Origin of the sequence: Chryseosolibacter indicum, assembly GCF_018598585.1 — a bacterium.
Taxonomy (GTDB): Bacteria; Bacteroidota; Bacteroidia; order Cytophagales; family Cyclobacteriaceae; genus Chryseosolibacter; species Chryseosolibacter indicus.
Genome location: NZ_JAHESD010000068.1, coordinates 23,714 through 29,915, shown reverse-complemented (window position 1 = coordinate 29,915; position 6,202 = coordinate 23,714). Strand labels below are relative to the sequence as shown.

Genomic DNA, 6,202 nt, shown 5'->3' with positions numbered 1-6,202 from the left:
CAACAGAACAATCAAAAGAAATCAAAACCGCTTAATCTGAAAGGATGGGCGGTTTTTGTTTTTGTGCCCTACCCAAAATATTCATCAAAAGTCAATTCATTGGTGAGCGATTCGGTGAGTGAAAATATTTTTAAAATTCATTCACCGGAAATCGGCTAACTCGATGAGAATCAAACCTGTCCACTAAATGGACATCTTGATTAGAAGTAATCATTCACCGTAACTTAAACCACGTGGAGGTGAGCGATGAAGAAGACATTCAATCAAAATTTCATTATCAGAAAGGTTAAGCAAAAAAGTAGGGCTACAACCTTAGTGTATCTAAGAATCACAGTCGATGGTGCACGAACCGAGCTATCACTACAACGCGAATGTGATCCTGACCGCTGGGATTCCGACAGAGGACGATTGAGCGGCAAAACTGAAGAAGTGAAATCATTCAACGCGTACCTCGATGCAGTACAGTTAAAGATTTACGACATCTTCCAATCTTTCATTTCAACAGGAGTTGACTTTGACGGTGAAAAGATAAAAGCGCGTTACCTCGGTTTCGATGTTGAGAAGCCGCGAATGTTCCTGGAAGTTTACGAAGAACACAACAAAGAATTTGAAGCGCTTGTCGGCAAAGGCCTATCCTACCGAACGCTGCAGAAGTACAAAACAATCAAAGCGTATGTAGCCGAATTCTTGAAGTACCAATACCAAGTAAATGATATTGAATTAAATCAGATCGATTACCAGTTCATCAAGAACCTTGAGATTTATCTCAAATCGGTTAAGCATTGTTGTCACAACACAGCGATGGACTACCTGAAGAAGATCAAGAAAATTATGAATCAGTGCATCGCGAAGAAATGGATTGAACGCAGTCCGTTCACTGGCTTCAAGATGTCAGTGAATGAAACGCATAAAACGTTCTTGAACGAACAAGAATTGTTGCTGATCGCTGAAAAGCAGATTGCGATCAAGCGGCTCGAACAAGTGCGTGATATTTTTCTTTTCAGCTGCTACACCGGTCTTGCGTACTGTGATGTTGCCAAACTGACCAAAGCAAATGTTGTTATTGGAGTTGATGGTGACCGATGGATCTTCACCAACCGCGCGAAGACCAACACCGCATCAAAGATTCCCTTGCTACCAATCTCACACTCCATTGTAAACAAGTATGCTGACCATCCGGTTGCCTCACGATCAGGTAAGCTACTGCCTGTCATGAGCAACCAAAGGATGAACAGCTACCTTAAAGAGCTGGCAGACCTCTGTAGCATCACCAAAGAGCTGACCTTCCACTGCGCCAGACACACCTTCGCGACAACCGTCACGTTGACGAATGGTGTTCCGATTGAGACGGTAAGCAAGATGCTAGGTCATAAGAGCCTGAAGACGACACAGCACTATGCGAAGATTGTAGATAAGAAGGTGAGTGAGGATATGCGGGCTTTGAAGGAGAGATACAATACGAAGTAATTGTGAAGCGTCAATAATTTAGTCCAGCTTAACAGTTTTTTCAAGCGGTAATCTTGTTCTTAAGTCAGGCGAAACCAACTCCTAATAAAAATGGTATTCCATACAATCGTTTATCGAGCTCCACAGTATTCTTACTTCGTAAGAAAACGCCAAGTTTAATAAAGTCATCAATGATTGCTTTAGACGCCATCCCGAACTCGTTTACGAGTTCTTCAATGAGATATGACTTATGATTTGTTTTTAATAGCGTAAAAAGCTTTTCATGATCGTACCCATAGTGATCTGGTAAAATGAGAACGGCAACATTGTTTTTGCTGCTTAAAGCCTGGTTAATATTGTTGTAGGTTTGTATAAGAAAGAAAGCCTGTTTTTCAGCCAAGGAAGACAGATCGAGAGAAATTGTAGAATCACCATAATTTACTTGCTTTAGCCTACTTCCTATAGATTCTCTGCTAGCTAATGATTTATCTATTACCATTTTCAGCTCTTTACGAATATGTACAAGGAGGTTTGTATCAACTTCACTTAAGCCATACCCTAGTTCTTTTATTAACGCATTCCACAGGTAAAAATGAAAATTATCCTCGCTATAAAAAGAACTTGCTGTAGATGTTAAAATATGCAGTGGCATCGTTAAGCCAAGTAGTCACTTTAGGACGTTACGGAATGAATTAGGGTCAAAAAAATGATCTACATCACTATTGCTCATGTTTGACTTTTGGGCTGTCGTATCATACGGAACCCAAAACGAATCACTGAGTTGCATCTTATCAGTAGTCTGTAACCGTGCTTTTTTTGCCAAGATTTGAAATTCAGTTCCGGCATGTAGGTCGAGATTGATACCGCCGCTATAATAGAATGTATAAGATCCATACTTCAACTCTGTATTGTCAAAAATTATCGTGTTGTTGTACTTCACTAAAGCAATATCGAAGTAAATGATATAGCCAAAATTAAGGTGTTTTAGTTGGTTAGAAGGATTTAACGGATGATTTGAAATCCCTATATTAACATACGGTATAACCATCGCTTCTTTATTCAAAAGGTAACTCTTATAGTACCCTTCGAAAGTAACAATTTGTTCAAAGCTATTCTCGTAAACCATGTTCTAGTTTTTCTTTTGCAAAACAACTTCGTACACGTCATTAATAATTGGTTGTCCGCCTGTTTGTGTCATAGTAGCCTTAACTTCATCCGAAACTTTGGTCGCTTGCTTCATCACATCAAAATTATCTAATCCAGCGGCCGTACCTTTAAGTATCTGATTAAAAAATTTGTTACCCATTGTACCCCTTATCGTAATTGTTCCCCCTTCCTTTAGAAGGCCAGAAGCCTCGTTTAGATAATCCGCATAACCGTATGGATTATCTGCGATTATGTTATCGACTGTCCCTAATAAGTTATTGTCCTTCATGAAGCCATAAAAGTCTTGAATGGTTCCTTTAAAACCCTTCTCGGCTTGTGGATCTATATTTAACGCTGAAGCATACTTACTTACTCTACCCCCGAAAAAATCAAGAACCTTATTTCCCGCACCTCGAAAAACTTTTGCCACTTCATCCCCTTTACACGTAGGACATAAGTCATCAGCTCCTTCGTATAAGAATCCAGCAATGGCTGCAGTCCCCTCAGCCGCTAACATTGGATTTGAATACGCTAAGCCGAGCGTCCTATAAAAGAGTAGAGTAACACCTTCAGCGCTAACAAGCGAAATAGCCGGTGCTGCCATAACTAGTCCTAGACCTCCTGTCACGCCATATTTAATTGCCTTTGCACCGCTCGACTCTTCGTGAATTATGCCCTTTTTACGTTCCTGCTCTCTCAGGCTACGAACAGGCTCAAGCTCCATCGAAAGATCGTTCGCCTCAAGTCCATCAAGATCTATCGCCTCAATAGGCCGATTACTCGCAAACTGGTATGGGGTTAGTTCAGGGTAAGCTTTGGTGAGAGGATCGACTGATAAGGCAAAAACTACCGGATCAACTTCGTAGCTTACTGTATCGGGCGGAAGAAATCCAAGTATCTCCTTCTTCTCCGCATCGAAGATTGTATTGCTGTATCTTACAATCCTTTGATCACTATGTATTTCTGGAAATACTCCCTTAGATAGGGATACATATTTAGTCTGTCCCCCAATGCTTTCATATGGATTTGGCGTATGATTGTTGGCAGCTGCTATTGGAGAATTCTGGATGCTTGCTAAAATAATATTTCTCATTTCATCTGGCATTTGCCTGTACCCTGCCTCATATAATTCAGTCAACAGCGTAATGTATTCTGAAGCTTGCATCTGTTGTTTCATTACCCGCTGCTCGTACACCTGCGATTTAAGAAGTTTGGCATTCAGATTTTTGTCGTCATGTTTTAAGGCCGTTTCTGCGCATTGGAGTAAAAAAGGGTCGTCTTTCGTCTTAAACCTATGTTCGTACGTTTTTGCAAGTTGGACGAGGCATAGAGCAACTGATTGCTTTAAATCCAAACTCCGCATCGAGATGTCATTCATTAAGGCTTCAGATGTGGTATGTGTTAGCGTCTGAATTGATCCAGTTCCTGGAAATGATCGGGTTGCTAATTCTACATTAAATAGGTTCCCCGCAGGGTCGGCATGTTGAACATAAATATGCTGTGGGGCAATTACTATACTTGCCTCGGTCTTAAAGCGCTCAGCAAAAATTTTAAATAAAGCGACTAAAGCATAACAGTTTCCCTTTTGCGTTTGAAGAAGAGTTAATACCTGCGTGTTTTTCCAATCACCTGTACCAAATGGATCATCAGTATTATACTCATACGGTAGATGCTTGAAAGCTACGTTTTGAATATTTACAGTCGTTGTGTCTGTGATAAAGGTATAGATGGCCCAATTGGCCAATCCGTTTTTGTAATTTTGTTTTACGACAGGCTCAGGAACTGAAACACCTAAAGCATTATTCTGAAATTTCTTCCAATCATGATTGTCGTTAGCAGTTATCAGTCTGGAAATGATGTCTGCATGAATATCAATAGTAGTTTTAAAATCCGCATAATTATATTGGTTGCCATGATACGCATTTTCTGTTACAAACACGGCTCGTTCGAAATCTAAAGGCGTGGATCCTTCGAGCATCCCAGATAACTCCATCAGGGCGGCCTGAAAATATTCTTTCTGGTTTTGCTGGGCATGAATAGCGCCTGTATTTAAGACGATTGATAAGAGGAGAATCAGTTTTTTCATAATAAAGCGGAAGTATTATTTGAGGGTTGTGAAGAGATCTCGTTTCGTTTTTGTTTCATAAGTGTTCCTTTGGAGTAAGGCCTTATTATCCTGCTCCCCAATCAGCTTATGATAAATTTCAGTTGGAAGCTCCTGATAACCGAGCGCCTGAAGTTTGTTTTGAATTGCCAATAGCTGATTATACAATTTGCTGGCTTCTGGTGATCTTTCTATCTCATTTAAATCACGAATTTGTTCGCGTTGCAAAACGCGATGGAGCATTGCTGATAACACAGTGCTGCGCAATAACCATCCTTGTATATTCCCTTCCTGATTTGGAAAGTGCCTCATTGCAATAGCTACGCACTCATTGATAAAGTGACCATCTGAGACTCCATACTTCCTCAAGTAGCCAAATGCTAAATCCATAAGTGCTCCAGCGACAATTTGCCGTGAATTAAGAGTATCAAGGTAAATTCTGCTTCTTCTTGCCGTTGTTGTGATTCCGAAGTGATCAGAGTACCATTGGTCAGTAATTTGGTAGTGGCTTGTTACTTCGTAATTATGAATAACTCCTTTGCTGTCCGGAAACTTTATAAAAGAATGTAAAGGTGCGTAAGACAAGTATGCTTTTACGCCTAGCTGCTCAGCGAGAAGGATATAAGTTGCTGGTAGCGAATTACATTGCCCATACCCTGTTGCCAGTGTTTTTGTAACGAAGTAATTTCGAAAGTCTTCCTCCGCCCTGAAGTCCACATAATCGTATGAAAAAGGAAGATGTTGCGTTTTCGACAAGGCAGAGTTTTCGGTGTTTATTTTAGAGATTGTAAGCGTATCTCGCATGAACGCCTGGATACCTAGATGGACTGCAGTGTTATTATTATTGTCATACCCGTTTTCCGTCAGCCATTGTTTAATGAAGTCCGCAGACCTTTTAAGGTTCAGATTAAACTCGTTGTACGTCAAGTGGCAATTGCCATAAGCGCTTTCCAAGATGAAAAACGCATCTTTTAAAGAAAGCCCAACCTTACCAGTGAGCATGTCGGATAATAGGAGCTTAGCCTTTTCATACTTTTCTATTCCGCTCTTAGAATGGTTTAAATTTATTGAATTAAAACGTCCCTCTTCATCAGCTCTTATTTGATTCAAATCAATAAGTACTTCTTCAATCAGGTGATTGGTATTATTGTACTTAACTTCAGCGCCATTTACAATGAACTGGTGGAGAAGTGTTGGATCACTTGGAGGCACCTGAGGCCTTCCTCTATATCCCATTTGTTGCATTGCTCGTACATTCTGTTGCGCAATGATGTCACTGGAATTTGCCCCGAGCGGCATGGAACGTCTTTGATTATCTAAATGACCTGCTTGCAAAGCAGAGTTGGTGTAATAAGATCCGGATTCATGTAATTTAATAGTATTGAATGATGATGGTTGAGGGCTGGTAACTTGTGACAAGCATAATGACGGCAGGAAAATCAAAGCAAGAGGGGAAAAACGCAGAGCTTTCGAAATATTCATAGGGAGTTTAGCCCTGCTAAGATA

Annotated in this window: 5 protein-coding genes; 1 reads left to right on the top strand and 4 read right to left on the bottom strand. The window is 40.4% G+C overall.

Features of this window, described 5'->3' with window-relative positions; translation table 11 throughout:
- The first annotated feature begins 246 nt into the window (after window positions 1-246).
- On the top strand, window positions 247-1,467 hold the full coding sequence (locus KK060_RS21025) for a site-specific integrase (RefSeq protein ID WP_254155982.1): 1,221 nt from the start codon (window positions 247-249) through the stop codon (window positions 1,465-1,467).
- Window positions 1,468-1,531: 64 nt separating this feature from the next.
- On the opposite strand, the gene KK060_RS21020 is transcribed toward KK060_RS21025, so the two are convergent.
- Genes KK060_RS21020 through KK060_RS21005 form a run of 4 tightly spaced genes read right to left on the bottom strand, consistent with a single transcriptional unit; the run spans window position 1,532 to window position 6,178 of the window.
- Window positions 1,532-2,098 (bottom strand): hypothetical protein, encoded by a 567-nt coding sequence (locus tag KK060_RS21020; protein ID WP_254155980.1) that lies wholly within the window; start codon window positions 2,096-2,098, stop codon window positions 1,532-1,534.
- 15 nt (window positions 2,099-2,113) lie between these two features.
- On the bottom strand, window positions 2,114-2,572 hold the full coding sequence (locus tag KK060_RS21015; protein WP_254155978.1) for a hypothetical protein: 459 nt from the start codon (window positions 2,570-2,572) through the stop codon (window positions 2,114-2,116).
- A gap of 3 nt (window positions 2,573-2,575) precedes the next feature.
- Entirely contained in the window at window positions 2,576-4,678 is a 2,103-nt protein-coding gene (locus tag KK060_RS21010; RefSeq protein WP_254155976.1) for a hypothetical protein, read from the bottom strand.
- A gap of 15 nt (window positions 4,679-4,693) precedes the next feature.
- On the bottom strand, window positions 4,694-6,178 hold the full coding sequence (locus KK060_RS21005; RefSeq protein ID WP_254155974.1) for a hypothetical protein: 1,485 nt from the start codon (window positions 6,176-6,178) through the stop codon (window positions 4,694-4,696).
- Window positions 6,179-6,202: the final 24 nt, after the last annotated feature.

What these genes read in the sequence shown, in the direction of transcription:
- KK060_RS21025 (WP_254155982.1), top strand. Translation starts at nt 247, where the DNA reads ATGAAGAAGACATTCAATCAAAATTTCATTATCAGAAAGGTTAAGCAA.
- KK060_RS21020 (WP_254155980.1), bottom strand. Translation starts at nt 2,098, where the DNA reads ATGCCACTGCATATTTTAACATCTACAGCAAGTTCTTTTTATAGCGAG.
- KK060_RS21015 (WP_254155978.1), bottom strand. Translation starts at nt 2,572, where the DNA reads ATGGTTTACGAGAATAGCTTTGAACAAATTGTTACTTTCGAAGGGTAC.
- KK060_RS21010 (WP_254155976.1), bottom strand. Translation starts at nt 4,678, where the DNA reads ATGAAAAAACTGATTCTCCTCTTATCAATCGTCTTAAATACAGGCGCT.
- KK060_RS21005 (WP_254155974.1), bottom strand. Translation starts at nt 6,178, where the DNA reads ATGAATATTTCGAAAGCTCTGCGTTTTTCCCCTCTTGCTTTGATTTTC.